The 20,916-nt window shown below is 25.8% G+C and carries 19 protein-coding genes; all 19 read left to right on the forward strand.

Annotated features, from left to right (window positions below):
- The first annotated feature begins 111 nt into the window (after positions 1-111).
- The 19 genes from AAT22_RS06865 (at position 112) to AAT22_RS06950 (ending at position 20,877) form a co-directional block, all read left to right on the forward strand.
- On the forward strand, positions 112-1,011 hold the full coding sequence (locus AAT22_RS06865; RefSeq protein WP_047000671.1) for an ABC transporter ATP-binding protein: 900 nt from the start codon (positions 112-114) through the stop codon (positions 1,009-1,011).
- Positions 983-1,786, forward strand: coding sequence for an ABC transporter permease (locus AAT22_RS06870; protein WP_052953924.1), 804 nt, complete (start codon positions 983-985; stop codon positions 1,784-1,786). Before AAT22_RS06865 ends, AAT22_RS06870 begins: the two co-directional genes overlap by 29 nt.
- A 269-nt stretch (positions 1,787-2,055) precedes the next feature.
- On the forward strand, positions 2,056-4,101 hold the full coding sequence (locus AAT22_RS06875) for a YgiQ family radical SAM protein (protein ID WP_047000672.1): 2,046 nt from the start codon (positions 2,056-2,058) through the stop codon (positions 4,099-4,101).
- 44 nt (positions 4,102-4,145) lie between these two features.
- On the forward strand, positions 4,146-4,949 hold the full coding sequence (locus AAT22_RS06880) for a RelA/SpoT domain-containing protein (RefSeq protein WP_047000673.1): 804 nt from the start codon (positions 4,146-4,148) through the stop codon (positions 4,947-4,949).
- A 192-nt stretch (positions 4,950-5,141) separates the two neighbouring features.
- Positions 5,142-5,459 (forward strand): metalloregulator ArsR/SmtB family transcription factor, encoded by a 318-nt coding sequence (locus AAT22_RS06885; RefSeq protein ID WP_016206064.1) that lies wholly within the window; start codon positions 5,142-5,144, stop codon positions 5,457-5,459.
- A 19-nt stretch (positions 5,460-5,478) separates the two neighbouring features.
- Positions 5,479-6,816, forward strand: a complete 1,338-nt coding sequence (locus tag AAT22_RS06890) for an MATE family efflux transporter (RefSeq protein WP_047000674.1) — start codon at positions 5,479-5,481, stop codon at positions 6,814-6,816.
- Entirely contained in the window at positions 6,791-9,094 is a 2,304-nt protein-coding gene (gshAB, locus tag AAT22_RS06895) for a bifunctional glutamate--cysteine ligase GshA/glutathione synthetase GshB (protein ID WP_047000675.1), read from the forward strand. The genes AAT22_RS06890 and gshAB overlap by 26 nt, the downstream gene beginning before the upstream one ends.
- Before the next feature lie 400 nt (positions 9,095-9,494).
- A complete protein-coding gene (locus AAT22_RS06900; RefSeq protein ID WP_047000676.1) occupies positions 9,495-10,154 on the forward strand; it encodes a response regulator transcription factor in 660 nt (219 codons plus the stop codon).
- Positions 10,151-11,560 (forward strand): HAMP domain-containing sensor histidine kinase, encoded by a 1,410-nt coding sequence (locus tag AAT22_RS06905; RefSeq protein WP_047000677.1) that lies wholly within the window; start codon positions 10,151-10,153, stop codon positions 11,558-11,560. Before AAT22_RS06900 ends, AAT22_RS06905 begins: the two co-directional genes overlap by 4 nt.
- A 229-nt stretch (positions 11,561-11,789) precedes the next feature.
- Entirely contained in the window at positions 11,790-13,052 is a 1,263-nt protein-coding gene (locus tag AAT22_RS06910; RefSeq protein ID WP_047000678.1) for a radical SAM protein, read from the forward strand.
- The gene (locus AAT22_RS06915; RefSeq protein WP_047000679.1) at positions 13,049-14,743 is read left to right on the forward strand and encodes an ABC transporter ATP-binding protein; all 1,695 of its coding nucleotides are present in this window, start codon (positions 13,049-13,051) and stop codon (positions 14,741-14,743) included. The genes AAT22_RS06910 and AAT22_RS06915 overlap by 4 nt, the downstream gene beginning before the upstream one ends.
- Positions 14,744-15,208: 465 nt before the next feature.
- Positions 15,209-15,427 carry a hypothetical protein gene (locus AAT22_RS06920; RefSeq protein ID WP_047000680.1) on the forward strand — a complete coding sequence of 73 codons (219 nt, stop codon included), beginning with the start codon at positions 15,209-15,211 and terminating at the stop codon, positions 15,425-15,427.
- Positions 15,428-15,604 (forward strand): hypothetical protein, encoded by a 177-nt coding sequence (locus AAT22_RS19030; RefSeq protein WP_156174294.1) that lies wholly within the window; start codon positions 15,428-15,430, stop codon positions 15,602-15,604.
- A 102-nt stretch (positions 15,605-15,706) separates the two neighbouring features.
- Positions 15,707-16,819, forward strand: a complete 1,113-nt coding sequence (locus AAT22_RS06925; protein WP_047000681.1) for a hypothetical protein — start codon at positions 15,707-15,709, stop codon at positions 16,817-16,819.
- A 12-nt stretch (positions 16,820-16,831) separates the two neighbouring features.
- On the forward strand, positions 16,832-17,611 hold the full coding sequence (locus AAT22_RS06930; RefSeq protein WP_047000682.1) for an ABC transporter permease: 780 nt from the start codon (positions 16,832-16,834) through the stop codon (positions 17,609-17,611).
- Positions 17,598-18,431, forward strand: a complete 834-nt coding sequence (locus AAT22_RS06935) for a hypothetical protein (protein WP_047000683.1) — start codon at positions 17,598-17,600, stop codon at positions 18,429-18,431. Before AAT22_RS06930 ends, AAT22_RS06935 begins: the two co-directional genes overlap by 14 nt.
- Positions 18,432-18,458: 27 nt before the next feature.
- The gene (locus AAT22_RS06940) at positions 18,459-19,106 is read left to right on the forward strand and encodes an ATP-binding cassette domain-containing protein (protein ID WP_047000684.1); all 648 of its coding nucleotides are present in this window, start codon (positions 18,459-18,461) and stop codon (positions 19,104-19,106) included.
- Positions 19,107-19,130: 24 nt separating this feature from the next.
- A complete protein-coding gene (locus AAT22_RS06945; RefSeq protein ID WP_047000685.1) occupies positions 19,131-19,583 on the forward strand; it encodes a hypothetical protein in 453 nt (150 codons plus the stop codon).
- 256 nt (positions 19,584-19,839) lie between these two features.
- Positions 19,840-20,877, forward strand: a complete 1,038-nt coding sequence (locus AAT22_RS06950) for a M42 family metallopeptidase (protein WP_047000686.1) — start codon at positions 19,840-19,842, stop codon at positions 20,875-20,877.
- The last annotated feature ends 39 nt before the right edge of the window (positions 20,878-20,916 follow it).

Raw genomic sequence — 20,916 nt, forward strand, 5'->3', positions numbered from 1 at the left:
TCCTATTAACATGAATTAAAGCTACAGAACATTTGCATATTAAATTCACAGGAAATTCATACCAAGGTAATATACTTAGAGTATAGAAATTAAGACAAAGGGGGAGCAATAGTGATTACTATAAATAACTTAGAAGTTAAATATGGAAAAGAAGTAGCTTTATTAATAAAATCTCCTATTAAATTTGAGGCAGGAGATAGAATTGGAATAATAGGTTCAAATGGTGCAGGAAAAACTACTTTAGTTAAATCAATTTTAGGACTTATTAATTATAACGGATCTATCAATACTAATATAAGGCCTGAGGATATATCTGCACATATGCAAAGCAATAATTATGCAGAGACAATGGCAGTTAAGCATATAATAGAAGCTGTTTTAGATACAAAAATTAATAAGAATAAAAGGTTACAAGATTTAATTAATTTTTTCGACTTTGATAAGTGCTTAAATAAAAGGTATAGTGCACTTTCAGGAGGGCAAAAACAAAGACTTACTATAATATTGGTTTTAATTCAAGATTCACCACTAGTATTTTTTGACGAAGTTACTTCAGGCCTTGATTTTGAAACAAGACAGCAATTAATGAGTAAAATTGAAGAATGGTACAGAAATAAAAATACAACTATTTGTATAGTATCTCATTATTATGAAGAGCTAGAGCAATTAACTAATAAAATATTAATATTAGAAAATGGTAGAGTTATTGATTTTGGAAGTAAAGAAGAATTGTTTAAAAAATATTGTGGAAATTCCATCATAACTTTATCTAAAACAAGTGAAAATACTGAAATCACAAAGGATTTTAGAAAAATAAAATCTCCAAAGCATTTAATAGCAATTCCTAGTTTCAGTATAGAAGAAGAATTAGAAATATCAAAGCTTTTAATAGAAAAAGATATAAGCTTTAAAAGAAGTAATTCAGATATAGAAATAATGAGTATTAATGCTAAAAGTAAAAATGAAGTTTATCAAAAGGATGGTGAGACCCTTGAAAGCAAAATTAGTTAGATATAATTTAGTTAAGTATGAATTAAGAAATTTAGTAGGAAATATATTTTCAATAATATTTGGAGTTGTTTTCCCAATATTCATGTCTATTTTTTTAGGGAATATAATTTCTTCAAAATCTCCAGAAGAATTTAGAGAAGTTATAATGACTAGTATATTTATAAGTAATAGTTTAATGATTCCATTAGCTACTGTGTTTGTATCATATTCAGCAACTTTTTCACAAGAACTTGAAAAAGGAATTCCTCTTCGTTTTAGATTGTTTGGATATCGTGAAAAAGATTTGATTATATCTAAAATATTAGCTTATTTAATTTTTATGACAGTAGCTATAATTATTTATGGAATAGTATCTTTTTTAACATTAAAAATACAGGTTCCATCATTTTCTTCAGCATTAGTTTTAATAGGCTCACTATATTTTCTTGCTATAATATTTTTTGCATTGGCTCATGGGATATCTTTATTTTTTAAGAAGTTTGGACCAACTTATTCTATAACAATGTTACTTTATTTTGCAATAATGATTTTAAGTGGAATGTTTGGAGTACAAGCAAAAGATTTTCCAGAGTTATTAATGAAAGTTGCATATTTGTTGCCAACAACTTATATATGTGGTGATTTTATTGATTTCTGGCAAAAAGGAAGCTATAACTTTATGCCGTATATACAATCTTTAGTTCTACTTGCATCAATAGCAGCAATAATTATGTTTTTAGCAATAAATAAGAATTCTAGATATATCCATAAGGATAAGATTTCAGTAAGTAAATAGAAGTTAATTTTAAATTTTGTGAAATAAAATTATGCATGAGAAATGAAAGAGTTATGGAGAGTAATCTTAATTCTTTCATTTTTTATTTTTTTATTATTTATTTATAAATGATGCACAATTTATTTTTTTGTGGACTAATAAAATATAAAAAATAAATGCCTAAATTCATTTTAAATGTTATAATCATTAGACGTAATGTTAATATTGATATATAAGAACTAATACAAGATTACATTATTAATTTTCAATTTAAAAAAGTGGGTGTTTAAATGTCAAATAACAGATTTTTACCAATCAGTAAAGAAGATATGCAAGAACGTGGATGGGAACAATGTGATTTTATTATAGTTACAGGTGATGCTTATATAGATCATCATAGTTTTGGAACAGCAATTATTTCAAGAGTTTTAGAAAGCGCAGGATACAAAGTGGGTATAATTCCACAGCCAGACTGGCATAGTACAGATGACTTTATGAAACTTGGAAGACCAAGGCTTGCGTTCTTAGTTAATGGTGGAAATATGGACCCTATGGTTAATCATTATACTGTAAGTAAGAGAAAAAGAGATAAAGATCTTTATACCCCAGGTGGGAAAATGGGTGCAAGACCAGATAGAGCTACAATAGTCTATTGTAATAAAATAAAAGAGGCTTATAAAAATATAGATATAGTTATAGGTGGGTTAGAAGCAAGTTTAAGAAGATTAGCTCACTATGATTATTGGGATAATAATGTAAGAAATTCAATACTTATAGATAGTGGTGCTGACCTTTTAATATATGGAATGAGTGAAAAGCAAATTGTAGAAGTTGCAAATTCTTTAAATGATGGATTTGAAGCAAAATACATAAGACATATAAATGGAACTACATATGCAATAGATTCATTAGAAGAAATTTATGGTGATTATAAATTGTTACCTTCAAGAGAAGAAGTTACAAAGGATAAGATGAAATATGCTGAAGCTTTTAAAATACAGTACGAAGAGCAAGATCCGGTAAGAGGAAAAGTTCTTGTGCAGAAGCATGGAGATAGATATGTAGTTTGTAACACTCCAGAGATGCCACTTACAAGAGAAGAATTAGACAAGGTTTATTCTCTTCCTTATACTAAAGAATGTCATCCTATATATGATGAATTTGGAGGAATTGCAGCTTTAGAAGAAGTTAAATTTAGTATAGTAAGCTCAAGAGGATGCTTTGGTAACTGTTCATTTTGTGCAATTACATTTCATCAAGGAAGAGCAGTTCAAAGTAGAAGTGAATCATCTATATTAGATGAAGCGGTTGAAATAACAAATCTTAAAGACTTTAAGGGATATATACATGATGTTGGAGGACCAACAGCAAACTTTAGAAAGCCAGCTTGTAAAACTCAACTTACTATAGGTGCATGTAAGAGCAAACAATGTTTAACTCCAAAGCCATGTAAAAACTTAATAGTAGATCATAGTGAATTCTTAGGACTATTAAGAAAAATAAGAAAACTTCCTAAAGTAAAAAAGGCCTTTGTTCGTTCAGGCTTAAGATATGATTATATAATGGCGGATAGGGACGATACATTCTTTAGAGAACTTGTTGAGCATCATGTTAGTGGACAGTTAAAAGTCGCACCAGAACATGTTGCACCTAATGCTTTAAAATATATGGGTAAGCCATCGGGTGATACTTATGATAGGTTTAGAGAAAAGTTCTTTAAGATAAATAAGCAATTAGGAAAAGAACAATATTTAATACCGTACTTGATGTCAAGCCATCCAGGTAGTGGATTAAACGAAGCAGTAGAACTAGCTGAATATTTAAGAGATACCAAATATCAACCAGAGCAAGTTCAAGATTTCTATCCAACTCCAGGAACTTTATCAACTGCTATGTTTTATACAGGTATAAATCCTATAACTGGCGAAGAAGTTTATGTTCCAAAGACAAGAGAAGAAAAAGCTATGCAAAGAGCACTTCTTCAATTTAAAAATCCTAAAAACTATAATTTAGTTCATGATGCTCTAGTTAAAGCAGGAAGAGAAGATTTAATAGGAAATGGTCCTAAGTGCTTAATAAAATCTAAAGCTGATAGATATATTTCTAAAATGAGAAAAGAAGAAGCAATAGCCAAAGTAAATTCAAAATCAAGAAAATCAAATTCTAAGTTAAAATCAAAATCAAGTTCTTCTTCCAAGGCAGGAGCAAAATCAAATACAAAAATGGAATATAAACCTACCTCAAATGGGAAATTAACAACTAGAGAAAAACATGAAAGATTTAAAGGGAAAAAATCAAGTTCAAGAAATAATAAAATTAGCAGACAAGGAAGATAAAATTGAAATATATAATAATCCTATAGCCAAAGGAGAATAAGTAAATGAAAAAGAGTTTTAGAATAGATGAATTTATATCAAAATATCCATATACAGAAAAAATAATTAAAGAAAACAATATAGATATTGAAGTTTTAAAGGATATTTATAATGATTTTGTAGCTTATGAGATGTCTTATGACAATCAAGCAGATTTTATATCTAATATCTTACGATCTCAGCCGGCAATCCATTCCGTAAAATCACGAATAAAGGATCCAGATAGGTTAATCGAAAAAGTTATAAGAAAAACTCAAGATAGAAAACTAAAATATGGTGATGACTTTCAATTCACTTTAGAAAATTACAAAAATGAAATAAATGATTTAATTGGGATTAGGGTTATACACATATTTAAAGATCAATGGCAAGATATTCATGAATTTATTACTAAGACTTGGAAGGTTATTGAGGTTACTGCAAATGTAAGAGAAGGGGATAATACTAAGAAGTTTGAAGAACTAGATATTGAAGTAAGATCAAGAATATCAGGATATAGATCTGTTCATTATTTAGTTGAGTTTTATCCAACTAACGAAAAAGTTATAGCTGAAATTCAAGTTAGAACAATATTTGAAGAAGGCTATGGAGAAATAGACCATAGATTAAGATACTCACATATAGAAATACCGGAAATATTAAAATCAAATCTTCTTTTATTTAACAGAATTGTAGGAAGTGCTGATGAAATGGCATCTTTAATTAATGATCTTAGTAAAGAATGGTTTAACAAAGAGGAAGAATTTTTAAAAGTTATAGAAGAGCAAAAAGAAGAGCTAGATAAACTAAAAAGTTTAAGTAAAAAGTAGCAAGGTAAAGTGATATTATATTTTTATATAAAGATATAATATCATTTTTATTTTATAATTTTATTATATAATTAATGAAATTATATTGACTAAATATAGATAATAATCTATATTTAAGTATGATATATATAGATATGTGTCTATATATTTTAAGATTAATATATAGACAACAATCTATATAAGGAGGTTACTATGATTAAAAACTATGAAAAAAATATAAGAATATTTAAAGCTCTTGGAGAAATAAATAGAGTAAAAATCATAGATATGTTATCAAGTGGTGAAAAATGTGCCTGCATAATATTAGAAAGTTTTCATTTTACTCAACCAACATTATCACATCATATGAAAGTTTTAATAGATTGTGGAATAGTAAAATGTAGAAAAGAAGGAACCTGGATATATTATAGCTTAGATAATGAAATTTGTAATGATCTTATGAAATTTCTAAATATAATATTAAATAGTAAAGAAAAATGTATATGTAGCGCAAATAAAAAGTCAGAATAAATTTAGAGTAGGAGAAAATATGAAAAAGATAGATCTTACAAAAGGGAAAGTTCTTAATGTTTTAATAACTTTAGCAATCCCTATAATGGCAAGTTCATTTCTACAATTTGCATATAATATAATTGATATGATATGGGTTGGAAATCTTGGGAGTGATGCAGTAGCAAGTATAGGTTCGGCGAGTTTTTTTATTGGACTTGGTAATTCTATTAACTCTTTTGTTGTAATAGGTACAGGAATAAAGGTAGCTCATGCAATAGGTGAAAAAAAGGAAAATGAAGTTAAGGAGTATATATCTTCAGGCATAATTCTAAATTTGTTTGTTGCATCAATATATTGTATTGTAGTTTTAATATTTGGTAGAAATCTTATAGGATTTTTAAATACAGGGAATCCTATAGTGGAAAATGAAGCATATAAGTATTTGGCTATAAATGGACCAATTTTATTCTTTTCATTCTTTAATACTTTATTTATTAGAATTTTTAATAGTTTTGGAAATAATAAAAGTGCTTTAATAATAAATATTATAGGTATAGTAGTAAATATAATTTTAGATCCTATATTTATATATGGCTTAAAATTAGGAGTAAGTGGAGCTGCTATAGCTTCTTTAATAGGAACAGTAATAGTTTTTCTATTACTTTTATATAATGGAAAAACAGTTTTAAAAATAAATAAGGAAAATATAATAGATATAATAAAGATACAAGAAATAACAATTTTAGGGACTCCAATGGCCATGCAAAGAATTTTATTTACATTAATAAATATAATTTTAGCTAGGATAGTTGGAGGATTTGGATCAGAGGCAATAGCTGCACAAAAAATTGGACTTCAAATAGAATCAATAATTTATATGGTTATTGGTGGATTAAATGGAGCCATAACAAGTTTTGTAGGACAAAATTATGGAGCAAAGCAATTTAGAAGAATAAATCAAGGATATAATACATCAGTAGGTATTGGAGCTATATATTCTTTATTTATAACAATAATTTTTATATTTACTCCAGAAGTTTTAGTCAAATTATTTATTAGGGAACAAAATACTATTCATATTGCAAGTAATTATCTAAGAATTATAGGAGTATCTCAGATATTTTCAACTATAGAAATGATATCGAATGGAGTTTTTACAGGCCTTGGATTACCTAAAATCCCAGCAATAATAAGTATAGTTTTTACAATACTAAGGATACCTATAGCTTTAATACTAATAAGGTTTTTTGATGTAAATGGAATATGGTTAGCAATATCAATTTCAAGTATTTTAAAAGGAGTTATATCTTATTTGATTTATAAATTAAGAATATGGAAGGAGTACAAAGATGTTAAATGTGATCAAATCACTTGAATATAAAAATAAATTATTAAAAGGAAATTTTGGGGTAGAGCGTGAAACACTGAGAATAGATAGAGAAGGGAAATTGGCATTAACTAAGCATCCTAAAGTATTTGAATGTAAAATCAGTCATCCATATATAACAACTGATTTTTCAGAAAGTCAAATAGAGCTTATAACTCCTACCGTAAATACAGTAGAAGAGACCTATAGTTTTTTAAATTTACTTTATGATATTACAGCTTTAGAAATAAAAGATGAACTTCTTTGGCCTCAATCTATGCCATGTAGTATTCCAGAAGATGATTTTATTCCAGTTGCAGATTATGGAGATTGTGGTAACGGGAAAGGTGCAAGTGACTATAGAAAAAAGCTACTAAAAAAATATGGTGGAAAAAAACAATTAATATCAGGAATACATTATAATTTTTCCTTTAATGAAGAATTAATAAAGGACTTATATAAACTTTTGAGAAAAGAAGAAGATTATAGGGAGTTTAGAGATAATATCTACTTAAAAGTAGTTAGAAACTATTTAAGATATAGATGGCTTCTTATATATTTATTAGGTGGAACTACTATAATGCATGAAAGCTTTGGTGATAAGTGCGTAGTAAACTTAGATAAAGTATCAAAAGATGGTTTTAGTAATGATGGAGTAGTATCTTATAGGAATAGTGAATGTGGATATAAAAATCCTATAGATTTATATCCAGACTACAGTTCAGTTAAAGATTATGTTACAAGTGTTAATAGATTTATAGATGATAAACTTATAGATAGTCATAAAGAGTTATATACACAGATAAGATTAAAAGCAATAGATAACACAAAATTCTTAGAGTCTTTATTAAATGATGGAATAAATTACTTGGAAATAAGAAGTATAGATATAAATCCATTTAGTAAGGCTGGAATATCCTTAGAAGACTTGAATTTTATAAATATATTCACTATATACTTACTTATAAAAGAGGAAAGTTCTTATGAAACTTGGCAACAAGAAGCTCAAAATAATCAAAATATAATTTCTATGTATGGGCAAATGGATGTGGTTTTAAATAAAAATGGAAAGACTATATCTAAGAAAGACTGGGCTTTAGAGATATTAAGCGAAATCAGAGTTATGAATAATGAGTTATGTTTAGGTAAGGAAGAAGTAGTAGATAACATGATAGAAAAGGTATTAAATCCTAAATTAACCTATGCATATAAACTTTCAGAAATGGTTAAGAAAGAAGGATTTTTAGAAGGACATATTAAATTAGCAAAAGAATATCGTGAAGATGCCTATAAAAACAGGTTTAAATTAGGAGGTTTTGAGGATTTAGAATTATCAACACAAATACTAATGAAAGAAGCCATAAAAAGAGGTATAAAAGTCGATTTAATAGATAGAAGTGAAAATTTTATTTCATTACAAAAAGGAAATCATATAGAATATGTAAAACAAGCAACAAAAACTTCTAAAGATAGTTATATAACAATTCTAATGATGGAAAATAAAGTTGTTACAAAAGAAATCTTAAATAAAAATAATATTAAAGTTCCTTCAGGTTTTGAATTCTTTTCTCTAAATGAAGCACTTGAAAGTGTTAATAAATTTGTAAATAAATCAATAGTTGTTAAACCTAAGTCAACAAATTTTGGTATAGGAATATCTATATTTAAAGATGGAGCAGGAGAAGAAGATATTAAAGAAGCCTTTAAAATTGCTTTTGAAAATGATACTACAGTTCTAGTTGAAGAATTTATAGAGGGAAAAGAATATAGATTTTTAGTTGTTGGAGATGAAGTTCCAGGAATACTTCACAGAGTTCCAGCTAATGTTATAGGAGATGGAAAAAGCACTATAACAAAACTTGTAGAAGAAAAGAATAAAAGTTCACTAAGAGGTAAGGGATATAAAACCCCACTAGAAAAAATCAATTTAGACAATAATGTAAAGTTATTTTTAAAGCAAGAAAATAAAGATTTTGAATACATTCCTCAAAAGGATGAAATTGTATATCTTAGAGAAAATTCTAATATTAGTACTGGTGGAGATAGCATAGACTATACAGATTTAATACCTAAAAAGTTTAAGGATATAGCAGTAAATTCAGCAAAAGCTGTAGGTGCTAATATTTGTGGTGTTGATATGATGATAAAAGACTACAAAGATGAAAATTCAAATTATGCAATAATAGAGCTTAATTTTAATCCTGCTATTCATATTCACTCATATCCATATAAAGGAGAAGAAAGAGAGATTGCCAAGGGAATACTTGAAGTGTTGAAGTTTATTTAGGGAACAGGGAATAGGGAACAGGTGTCAGGGAACAGGGAATAGGTAACAGGTGACAGGGAACAGGGAACAGGTTTAGTTAGTTCACAGTGCATAAGGCACAGTTCACAGTTGAGGGATTTTCAAAAAAAAGAGCTTTTAGTACAAAAGATATTGTATTAAAAGCTCTTATTTTCATTATATATTCTATCAATTTTATTATAAAAAACATTGAAGTTATTATTATTATCAGTAGAATATAATATTTTGCAAGTGTTAAAAATATTTATTTTAAATAATAATATAGATATAAAGGGCTATTAAATCAAGGATTTTTAACTTTAATACATATATGGTATAATATGTATCAAAATCTTAGTTTAAATGAAATAAAAAATCTATATTAAATTTTAACGGGGGTAATATGAAAAATATTTTAATAGTTGAGGATGAGGTGGCTATTTCAGATTTAATAGCTATGAATCTTAATATAGCAGGTTATAAATATAAACAAATATATAATGGAACAGAAGTTATATTAAATTTACAAGAAGAATCATATGACTTAATATTATTAGATGTTATGATACATGGGATGGATGGTTTTGAAGTATTAGAGAAAATTAGAAATTATAAAATACCAGTAATCTTTTTAACAGCAAAATCGTCTTTAAGTGATAAATTAAAGGGTTTAAAAATAGGTGCTGATGATTATATTACTAAGCCTTTTGAAACTTTAGAACTTTTAGCAAGAATAGAAGTAGTTCTTAGAAGATATAACCCTACGAATAGTATTATTGTTATAGATGAAGTAATAATAGATGATGAACAGCATGTTGTTACAATTGATAAAGAAAGAATAGATTTAACTAATAAGGAATATGAATTACTACTTTTTCTTGCTAAAAATAAAAATAAGGCTATTTCTAGAGAAAAGTTATTAGAAAAGATATGGGGAATAGATTTTATTGGAGAAACTAGAACTGTAGATATTCATATTCAAAGATTGAGAAAAAAGTTAAATAATAAAGTTAGAATAGCAACTGTTTATAAATATGGATATAGAATGGAGCATAATATATGAAATTATGGATAAAAATGTTTTTATGCTTATTTATTATATTTGAAAGCGTATTTAATGTTGTAGCATGGATAATAATTGAATCTAGTTTCAATAAGAATTTAGAAAAAGAAATAAAATTAGCATTAAATGAACAGTTAACAATTTATTCAGGGTTAGAAACAACAAGTAATATTTTAAGTGACGAATTTGAATCAAATCTTAGCTTTTTTAATGAATTTTTAGAAATGTATTTAAAAAGCTATATGAAGTATTATAAAGCTAATAATGTATATTTAGAAGTAATAGATAATGAAAATAATATAATTTTTAGCAATTTAGATATAAATAATTATGAAAATCGAGAAGAACTAAAAATCCCATTAACTTCAGAGAGAAAATATATAATAAGAGAAATTGAAGATAAAAATTATATATTTATTTCTAATAGTCTTCCCATAAATGGAAGAGATTATAAATATAGTTATATTAGAGATATAAGTTTAGTCTATAACGAAAGAAAGGAGCAATATAATTTATTCTTTATAATAAACATTATTGTTGGAATAGTGTTTTCTTTAAGTTTATATATTTTTTTAAAGATAATAATATCTCCTATTAATAAATTAAGAAATACTGCTAAGTTAATAGCAAATGGAAATTATTCAGAAAGAGTAAAAATTGTTACTTATGATGAAATTGGAGAATTATCAATGTCCTTTAACAATATGGCTAGTGAAATAGAATCAAAGATAAATGAGCTAAATAAAACTGCAATAGAAAGAGAACAATTCATACAAAGTTTGTCTCATGAAATAAAAACTCCTCTTACTTCTATAATAGGTTATTCTGAATTATTAAGAGATACAAAATATAATGAAGAGAACATGATAAAAGGTATGGGATATATACATTCAGAAGCAAAAAGATTAGAAAATATATCAAGAAAGTTAATTGATTTAATTTCACTTAATGCAGCAGAAGGATTAAAAATAGAAAAGACACAGGAACTTATTGAGGAAATTAAACCTATAATTGAAAAGTTAGTAAAAGATAAGGGAATGGAACTAGAAATAAAATGTTCAGCAGATAAATGTAAGATTGATAAAGAATTATTTAAAATAGTTATTACTAATTTAGTTACCAATTCCGTTAAGGCATCAAAAAAAGGTCGAAAAATTATTATAAATATGTATAACGAGGAAAATAACTTTATATTATCTGTTAAAGATTTTGGAATTGGAATAGATAATGAACATATTGAAAGAGTACTTGAACCATTTTATATGGTAGATAAGTCCAGGTCTAGGTCGAATAATGGAACTGGATTAGGATTAGCCATATGTAAAAAGATAATAGAAGCCCACAACGGTAAGATAATAATAAATAGTAAGCTTAATGAAGGAACAGAGATAAGGATAATTATATAATGAATTTACAACTTTGAAACAACTTATTGGTTATTTATATACATCCCCCCATTTATAATTAATATGTAAATTATAACATACAAATAGGGGGTGGGGTTATATGATGAAAGTGCCTGTAAAAAGAGAAGGTCGTAAAAAACATTGCATTTGTGCAATAGGGGGCTAAATAAAAAAATATTGTTGGGAATTTTCCCAACAATATTTTTATTATTAGAGATGGAGGAATAATATGTATTTAGAAGATATTGAAGTATTTTTATGTGATAATAGTAATTATTTAGTGGATTTATATAATGGAGATTTATTTTTATTGGACGATAAAGAAACTTTTTTATCTATATATAAATCTAATAATTTTCTTAATAAAGATGAAGAAGAAATGTATAATTTTATAAAAGCAAATCGAGAAAGAAAAAATAATTACAATATTAACATTCTAGATATAGATACAATTAGAATAAATATTTCAAATGCTTGTAATTTAGCGTGTAAATATTGCTATGCTAATGGTGGGAATTATACAAAGCCCAATAGTTTAATGAGTAAGAAAGTTGCTAAAGATATAGTTACTTTTATAAAAAATAATCTTAATCACATAGAGACAATTTTTTTCTTTGGTGGCGAGCCTTTGTTAAATATAGATATAATTGAATATATTTGTAGTGAATTTAAAGATAAAAAATTTAAATTAATTACAAATGGAACATTAATAAATGATAAAATATTATATGTTTTAAAGGAATATAGTATTTCGGTAGGGCTAAGCTTAGATGGACCATCTGATATTCATAATAATTCTAGAATAACAAAAGAAGGGGAGCCTACTTTTGAGATTATAATGGATAATATACAAAAGTTAAAAGACAATAATATAGATATTATAAATGTTCAAGGGACATATACTGATTTTACAAGTAATCATATGTCTAAAGATGATTTAGTTCAATATTTCGATAAAAACTTTAAATTTAAATTTTTAACTATATCAAATGATGTTAATAATAAAAATTCTATATATACAGAAAATGAAAATTATGTAATTAATAGCATAATGAATGAGAAGAATGTATTATTAGGTTTAACGATTAATGCAATATTAAATAGTAAATCTAATTATATAAATAATGATTTTAAATGCGGTGCCGCAAATAGGTCTATGTTAATATATTCAGATGGTAGCATTTATCCATGCCAAAGATTTATATCTGAAAAAGAGTCAAGATTATCAAATATATATAATTTTAATAAAAAAGAACTTTTATTAAATAGAAATATTTTTAATAAAAAATATTTAAATATCGAAAAATGCAGTAAATGCGTAGCAAAATTTACTTGTAACATTTGCCTAGCTGATAAAGCTGAAGCAAATGAAAGTCTTTGTAAAACAATTAGGGAAAAATGTGAAGAAATATATAATAATCTCCCAAACTATTTATTAGATGATAGTTTAATGGAACACTATGAAAATATCATGGTTCAGGAGGAGGTATGAGAAAATATATACTAGCTAATCGTAGTAATTTAATTGTAGCAATAATATTTAGATTTATATTTTCTTTATTATGGGTATTTACTTCTATTGTTATTCAAAAATTAGTTGATACAGCAATTAATGGAAATAAGGATTTATTTATAAAAGTGTCCATGTTTTCTATCACATACTTTGTAATTTTATCAGTAGTGTATTATCTAAATGAATATACTAAATCTGTATATTTAAGAAAAACATTATCATTTTTTAAAAAAGATATATTTTATTCAATAATACATGAAGATTATGAAATTTTTAATTCTAAAAACTCATCTGAATATATATCTAATTTAACTAACGATTTAAAATTAGTTGAAGATAATTATTTGAGTTTAATAATAGATATATTTGAAGAAATTTTTACCTTTATATTTACTATAATTGTACTTATATATATAAATATATATGTAACAATTGTTTTGTGTTTAGTTGGAACTATTATGTTATTAGTTCCATATATATGGGGAAAATATATTCAAAAATCTCAAAATGATGTTTCGAATAGTTTAACTAACTTTACAAATAAAGTTAAAGATATTTTAGGGGGATATGAAATAATTAAAGCGTATAATATAGAATTAAATTATATTAATAAATTTAATATAGTAAATGGAAATTTAGAAGATAAAAAATTTAAAAATAGAGTTTTAACAGGTAAGGCAAACGCAACCTCCCTATTTTTATCTGTTGCATGTCAATTTTCTGGTGTAATAGTTGCTGGTTTTTTTGTCATAAATAAAACTTTATCTGCAGGTGTATTAGTTGCTATTTTACAATTAGGAAATGGTGTATTTGGACCAATAAAGAAGATAACTCAAGATATTACAAGCATTAAAAGTATGAATGGAATAATAAAGAAGCTATTAAGTTTAATTAATGTATTTGAAACTGATAAAACTAATAATATTAATAGATTTAATGAAAATATAAAAATTAAAAATTTAACCTTTTCATATGATAATAAAAAAAATGCAATAAATAATATATCTTATAATTTTATAAAGAATAAAAAATATATAATTTTAGGTGAAAGTGGATGTGGAAAAACTACTTTTATAAAAACTATGTTAGGTTATTATAAGAATTTTTTTGGAGATATTCTTTTAGATAATATATCTTTAAAACAATACAATAATAATATATCTAAGATATCTGCAGTCATTCATCAAAATATATATATGTTTAATGAAAGTATAAGAGATAATATTTGCTTAAATAAGAAGTTTTCTGATGATGAAATAGATGAAGCTTTATCAATAAGTGGTATAAAAGATTTTATATATAGTCTTCCAAAAGGATTAGATACATTAATCCATGAAAATGGCTCAAATTTATCTGGTGGACAAAAGCAAAGAATAAGTATAGCAAGAGCAATTATTCAAAAAATGCCTATTTTATTTTTAGATGAAAGTACATCTGCTTTAGATTCTAAAACTGCTTATGAGATTGAAAATTTATTGCTTAACATGAAAGACTTGACGATTGTAACTATAACGCATAATTTAAATGAAAAATTACTTAAACAATACGATGAAATAATAGTTATGAAGTCAGGTAATATTATAGAGTCTGGAGAGTTTGAAGAACTTATTAAACGAGAAGGATATTTTTATGAATTATATAAAACAACTAAAAATGATAATATACATTAAATTTTTCTATAATTCAAAACAAGTTATAAGATTCCTAGATTCAATTTTAAGCATATACTCAAAGAAATGCTCTAATTAGGTTATTAGAAATAGTGCTTTACCAATTTAAGAGGAATATTAAAAATATTTTTATATTGTTTTATATGTCCTAATAGCTACTCATGAGTTGGATCTTTATATCTATGTAATAGTCATAACAAATTTGAGTCTCTTTTCTATAGTTTCTATTACTTTTTAGGTGAATGTTAAAATGTTAATAAATTTAGATACCTAGCCATGCTACGCATGGTTTTTCTTTTTGTGTGAATAATATTATTTGTTAAAGATTTTGGAATAGGAATAGATGAGAAAGATATTCAAATATAATAAGTTTACAACTTTGAAACAACTTATTGGTTATTTATATACAGAGCCCCCCCTTATAATTAATATGTAAATATAACATCTAAAGGAGTGGGGGAAAATATGAATAAGAAATTAAAAAAACTAGTAACACTTTCAATGTTAAGTTTAGTACTAGCAGGAACAGCAGTAACACAAGCACATGCTAATACAGGTGTCTTTGCCTTCCTTTTAAAGGCTGGTGAAAGAAAATCAAGTGCTGGTGTGAAAAAGACTGATTCAATACAATATGCAGGAGTTACTACGCAATATGGTGATATAACTTCAGCAGATGAAGTATGAATGCGAGTAAGAAATTCTAGTGCTAATTATGCTACTGAAGCTAAGAGAATAACTTCTAATAATGCAAACTATACTTTGTACTTTACAGAGGAATATGGTGTTAATGGTAACTATTACTACTTATATGCTCAAAGTGATGTGTTAGGTGTTAGTACAGCAGGAATATGGGAGCCTTAGTAAAGCATAAGTAATTTTAAGGCATTTATTTAATATAAGTTAAGTAAATGCCTTATTATAGTACAAAGAATAGAAGTAAATACTTTAGAAGGAGATCATATTATGAATAAAAGGTTTATTAAAAGCTTATTAATATTGATATGTCTTAGCAGCAGCATATTTTTAATATCTTGTAGTGAGTATAATGATAAAGCAAATACAAGTACTAATATAAATCAAGATAAGAAATATAATAATGAAGAATTTTATGAAAAAGAAATAGCATCTAATGTTACTGTTAAAGCTAACGTTACAATCCCTGAAGTAAAACAAGTATCTATTTTAAAAGCTTCAAAAAGGAAATTTAATCCTCTTGAAGTTAAAGAAGTTATGATGAAGAATGCTGAAGTAAATAAAACTGAAGAAGTTGTTGAAATATTTGGACAAAAAATGACTAGGACAGATTTTCAAAGTAATTCAAATGAAGTATTAACAGTTCAAGATGGATTTATTGATTATAATCAATATGAAAACTATATTTTAGGTATTATGCGAGGGATAGATTCAGAATTATGGAAAAAAGAAGAATTAGATTTTATGTCAAAGGATTCTGCAATACAAATTGCAATTGATACATGTAATAAATTGGGAATTGACATAGATAAAAATAGTATTAATACAACAGCTATAGATTATGAAACATTAAGTGATGAATTTAATAAAATGGTTGAAAGTGGAATGCTAAAACCGAATTATTTAAATCAAGAAGTTTCAAAAGAAAGTGAAGCTTATGTAATTGAATTATCAGCTATTTTAAAAGAAGTGCCTATATACTCTCAAAATATTACATTACAAAGCGTTGATAAAATGATTGAGGGAACAAATATTATTTTCATAATAAATAAAGATGGAGTAGCTCAATTTAATAGTTATGGTTCAATATATTCAATTGAAGAAATTAAAGAAGAAAATCCAAAGTTAATAGATATAAATACAGCTATTGACACTGTTGGTTCAATTTATACAAATATAATAACTGAAGATAAAATTACTATTACAGATATTTCATTGGAGTATATTCCAATACAAAATAATAAAAATTCTTCAGAATACGAAATGATTCCATCCTGGTGTTTTGAGGTTGAAATTAATGGTTTTAATAAAAAAATAAATGAAGAATCTAAAACCATTAATTATATAAACATTAATGCAATAACTGGAGAAGAAATTATATAGGGGAGAGAGTATATGGGATATATCAAGGCAGATTTAAAAAGATGTTTTACGTCAATTTGGTTTTTTATAGCTGTAATAGGAATAAGTTTGAGTTATTTCTTAGGTGATTTTGGAGACTTAACAATGAATATATCAAGGTTCGATGTATTGTCATTTATGAAGATTAGCAGCTCTATTGGATATTTTTCAGAATTAACAATACTATTAGCAGCATTACCTTTTACAATGAGCTTTTGTGAGGATATTGAAAATAACTATATAAGATTTTTAATAATAAGAGGAAATAGCTTTAAATATGCACTTTCTAAGATAATAGTATGTATTGTATCATCATTTATCAGTGTTTTCGTTGGAAAGGCGTGCATCATTTTATTTTTAATGACTAAATTACCATTAGTTTCTGAAACTACTGGAAATTATGAAGTATTTATAAATCAAACTTTCGGTTACCTTTTAATTAATAAAAATTTTATTTTATACTTCATAATTGAAATCTTTTTTACAGCGGTCATATGTTCAATGTTTTCAATAATAGGATTAACAATTACAACCTATATAAATAATAAATTTTTAGCTATAACAGCACCAATAATTAGCTATTTTATTTTTTATCAAATTTCCAGAGCTATGAAGCTGCCAACCTATTTAAGTGTAAATAGACTTATGAATGGAGATTTTATTTTAGGGAAACCAATGACTAACATTATTTATGTTACAGTTATTGGAATATTAACTTATTCATTAGGCTTATTAATATTTTATAAGGGGGTAGTTAAAAATGTTAAAAGATAAATCTATATATTATATAATGAAATACAATTATAAAAAATTATTTAATACCCCTAGAATATATATATTACTAATATTACAATTTATTTATTTATGGTATTTAATATCACCAATTGTAGATTTATCTAAAACAGTTGGAGTAAGATTAACCCCATGGTTATTTAGTCATATAACTAGTTATAAAATGTCTCAATTATTTTTAATGCTAGGTGTAATTGTTATGTTTGCAGATGCACCATTTATAGATGATGAATATAAATATATATTAATAAGAAGTGGAAGAAAAAAGTGGGCTTTAGGACAAATATTATATATGGTTACAGGGACCATGGCGTATTTTGTTATAACTTTTATTTTTACAGTTATTTTGACAATACCTAATATATTTATATCATCTGATTGGGGGCGGCTTATAACAACATTTTCCAATTCTGATACAAGTGATTATTTTGAGTTATTAATAAGTTTTAAGATACTTGTTAAATACAATCCTATTACTGCAACATTACTTAGCTTATTACTTTCTTGTTTAACAGGAATAATTATTTCATTAATTATGTTTATAATAAACATAAAATTTAAAAAATCAATTGGGATAATTGTAGCAACTTCTATAGTGTTTCTAGATAGAGCAATATTCGCTAATTTTCCTAACTTTAAATATGCATATATTTCACCAGTTTCATTATCGAGAATAGATCTTTTAGATAAGGTTTCCAATGGAATGTCACCAACTGTATGGCATGCTTTAACCTTTGGAATAGTTAGTATTAGTATTTTATCTATTATTTTAGTTAAAGCAGTTAAGAAGATTGTTAATTGATGTACAAATAGTTAGGAGAATGATAAAATGAATAATATAATAGAAATAAAAAATTTAAGCAAACAGTTTAAAGAGCATACTGTATTGAAAGATGTTACATTAAATTTTGAAAAAGGTAAGATATATGGGTTAGTTGGAAGAAATGGCTCTGGAAAAACTGTGCTAATGAAATGTATATGTGGGCTTATTCCACCCTCAACAGGTGAAATAGCAGTTAATAACAAAGTTGTTGGAAAAGACATAGATATACCTGAGAATGTTGGAATAATTATTGAAAATCCAGGTTTTTTACCTAATTATAGTGGTTTTAATAATTTAAAGTTGCTTTCTATGATAAAGAACAAAATAAATAATGATGAAATAAAAGCAGTTATTAAAAAAGTAGGCTTAGATCCTGAGAGTAAAAAGCATGTAGGTAAATATTCTTTAGGAATGAGACAAAGATTGGGACTAGCACAAGCAATTATGGAAAATCCAGATATATATATACTTGATGAGCCAATGAATGGCTTGGACAAGTCTGGAATTACTGAAATAAGAAATTTATTATTAGAATTAAAATCCCAAGGAAAAACTATAATAATGGCAACTCATATATATGAAGATGTTAGGATATTATGTGATAAGGTATATAAAATTGAAGATGGAGAAATTTCATTAGCTGAAAATTTATAAACCTTTAAAATTTAGGAGGAAAACTTGTTTAATAAAAAGATAATTTCGTATATTATATTTACTTTTATAGTAATAAGCAGCTGCTTATTTATTATAGTAGCAAGAGAAAAGCCTATAGAAAGAATAAAAAAAGATGTATTAATGAATGAAAGTGAGTTATCAAAGGAATTAGGTGATATTAAGAATATTGATGATGACTTAAAATTTGAAGATGTAGAAATTAACACATTGATTAATATATCTAAGAAATGTATAGAAAGTAAATATAAAATAGACATAGATGAATTTAAAGGGAATGTATACCAAATTGTTGACGACATTAAAGAAAGTATCGAAAAAACAGGGTTAGCTAAAATAACTTGGGTTATAGGTAATAGTAATAAGCAAGAAACTATTGACCTTGAGAAAGCAGAAACTATTTATGTTGTTGTAATAAATAGTTTTGGCGAAATTTTGGATTGTGAAAAAATTAAATAGTAAAATACTTAAATAGTTAAAAAAGAGCTTTTAGTACAAGTATATTGTATTAAGAGTTCTTTTTTTTATTGAAAAAGAACTTATAATTCAGTAGCTGGGGAACTTTAATGTTCTAGATAAAAATATATATTTTTACAAATAGATGATATAGTAAATAAGATATTTTATATTAGATTATTAAATATTTAAATTATAGAAATAATAGTAGTATAATGATAAAATTGACTTAGAAAATTAATGTAAAAGGAGTAAAAATATGAAGTTTAATGTTAATAAAGACTATGTATTAAATACAGCAAAGAGAATATTGGAATTTGATAGTCCAACGGGATTTTGTTTTGATATTATGAATATTATTGAGGAAATAGCTACAAGCTTTGAGTATAAATTTGAAAGAACAAATAAAGGTTGTGGAATAATTACTATTGAAGGTCAACAAGAAGGGAAAGTTATAGGACTTTCTGCTCATGTTGATACTTTAGGTGCAATGGTAAGATCCATAACTAATAATGGGACTTTGAAGTTTACATTGCTTGGAGGTCCAATACCTGCAACTTTAGATAGTGAGTATTGTAAAATAAGAACAAGAGAAGGAAAGATATATACAGGAACATTTTTAAGTACAAGTCCAGCTGCTCATGTTTATGCAGATAGTAAGGACAAAAAGCGTGATCCAGAAAATATGGAAGTTAGAATAGATGAAAGAGTTTTATGCAAAAAAGATGTTGAAGAATTAGGAATTTGTTCAGGAGATTTTATATTCATAGATACAAAAACAACTATAACAGAAAGTGGATTTGTAAAATCAAGATTTATAGATGATAAGGGTAGCGTAGCTGCATTGATGGGGTTATTAGAATTCTTAAACAGAGAAAAAGTAATACCTAAATATAAAACTAAAATATTTATTTCAACATATGAAGAGGTTGGTCATGGCTCATCATATATTCCACAAGATATAACTGAAATGATAGCTGTAGATATGGGATGTATTGGTGATGATTTAACTTGCACAGAATATGATGTATCAATTTGTGCTAAGGATTCAGGTGGACCTTATGACTATAATATGGTAACTAATTTGATAAATATAGCAAAAGAAAATAAATTAAGTTATGCTGTTGATATATATCCGTTTTATGGTTCAGATGTTGGAGCTGCATTAAGAGGTGGGAATAATATAAGAGGAGCACTTATAGGACCAGGAGTTCATGCATCTCATGGAATGGAGAGAACCCACTATGAGGCTTTAGAAAATACAATAAAACTACTTATTGGATATATAATTCAGTAAATATACAGATAGAGTTAAGTAAATATTAAGAATCTTTAT

The sequence above is a fragment of the Clostridium sp. C8 genome, assembly GCF_001010885.1.
Taxonomy (GTDB): domain Bacteria; phylum Bacillota; class Clostridia; order Clostridiales; family Clostridiaceae; genus Clostridium; species Clostridium sartagoforme.

Coding starts and splice junctions, on each gene's coding strand:
- AAT22_RS06875 (WP_047000672.1), top strand. CDS start 2,056: ATGTCAAATAACAGATTTTTACCAATCAGTAAAGAAGATATGCAAGAA.
- AAT22_RS06880 (WP_047000673.1), top strand. CDS start 4,146: ATGAAAAAGAGTTTTAGAATAGATGAATTTATATCAAAATATCCATAT.
- AAT22_RS06885 (WP_016206064.1), top strand. CDS start 5,142: ATGATTAAAAACTATGAAAAAAATATAAGAATATTTAAAGCTCTTGGA.
- AAT22_RS06890 (WP_047000674.1), top strand. CDS start 5,479: ATGAAAAAGATAGATCTTACAAAAGGGAAAGTTCTTAATGTTTTAATA.
- gshAB (WP_047000675.1), top strand. CDS start 6,791: ATGTTAAATGTGATCAAATCACTTGAATATAAAAATAAATTATTAAAA.
- AAT22_RS06900 (WP_047000676.1), top strand. CDS start 9,495: ATGAAAAATATTTTAATAGTTGAGGATGAGGTGGCTATTTCAGATTTA.
- AAT22_RS06905 (WP_047000677.1), top strand. CDS start 10,151: ATGAAATTATGGATAAAAATGTTTTTATGCTTATTTATTATATTTGAA.
- AAT22_RS06910 (WP_047000678.1), top strand. CDS start 11,790: ATGTATTTAGAAGATATTGAAGTATTTTTATGTGATAATAGTAATTAT.
- AAT22_RS06915 (WP_047000679.1), top strand. CDS start 13,049: ATGAGAAAATATATACTAGCTAATCGTAGTAATTTAATTGTAGCAATA.
- AAT22_RS06920 (WP_047000680.1), top strand. CDS start 15,209: ATGAATAAGAAATTAAAAAAACTAGTAACACTTTCAATGTTAAGTTTA.
- AAT22_RS19030 (WP_156174294.1), top strand. CDS start 15,428: ATGCGAGTAAGAAATTCTAGTGCTAATTATGCTACTGAAGCTAAGAGA.
- AAT22_RS06925 (WP_047000681.1), top strand. CDS start 15,707: ATGAATAAAAGGTTTATTAAAAGCTTATTAATATTGATATGTCTTAGC.
- AAT22_RS06930 (WP_047000682.1), top strand. CDS start 16,832: ATGGGATATATCAAGGCAGATTTAAAAAGATGTTTTACGTCAATTTGG.
- AAT22_RS06935 (WP_047000683.1), top strand. CDS start 17,598: ATGTTAAAAGATAAATCTATATATTATATAATGAAATACAATTATAAA.
- AAT22_RS06940 (WP_047000684.1), top strand. CDS start 18,459: ATGAATAATATAATAGAAATAAAAAATTTAAGCAAACAGTTTAAAGAG.
- AAT22_RS06950 (WP_047000686.1), top strand. CDS start 19,840: ATGAAGTTTAATGTTAATAAAGACTATGTATTAAATACAGCAAAGAGA.